We start from the raw sequence: 354 nt of genomic DNA on the forward strand, positions 1-354 counted from the left end.
TGCCCCGTCAGCCCCCGCGACGGGGCGGACCTGTGTCCGGGCCGGTTCTGGGCGTCGAACGGCAGCCCGATGTGCGGGCCGGGCCGGGTCAGACCACGTTGATGCCCACGAGGGCCGCCACGAGCAGACCCACGTACGCCCACGCGTGCACCCGGTCCGGCATCCGGCCCACGATGCGCCGCGTGAGCGCGATCGTCGGCAGGGACCCCGTCAACAGGGCCGCCCCGGCGACCAGGTCCACGTACCCCAGGTGCCCGCCGGCGCCGGGGCCGCCCGCCAGGGCGTACACACACGTGGCCACGACCGCCACCGGCAGGGTCAACGGGTTGGCCATCGCCGCGGAGTCCGCCATCG

1 pseudogene is annotated in these 354 nt (G+C 76.0%); it reads right to left on the reverse strand.

Features of this window, described 5'->3' with window-relative positions:
* Nucleotides 1-88: 88 nt before the first annotated feature.
* Nucleotides 89-354: pseudogene (locus D474_RS27615) on the reverse strand (sulfite exporter TauE/SafE family protein); the annotation flags it as partial.

The sequence above is a fragment of the Nocardiopsis salina YIM 90010 genome, from assembly GCF_000341025.1.
Classification (GTDB): domain Bacteria; phylum Actinomycetota; class Actinomycetes; order Streptosporangiales; family Streptosporangiaceae; genus Nocardiopsis; species Nocardiopsis salina.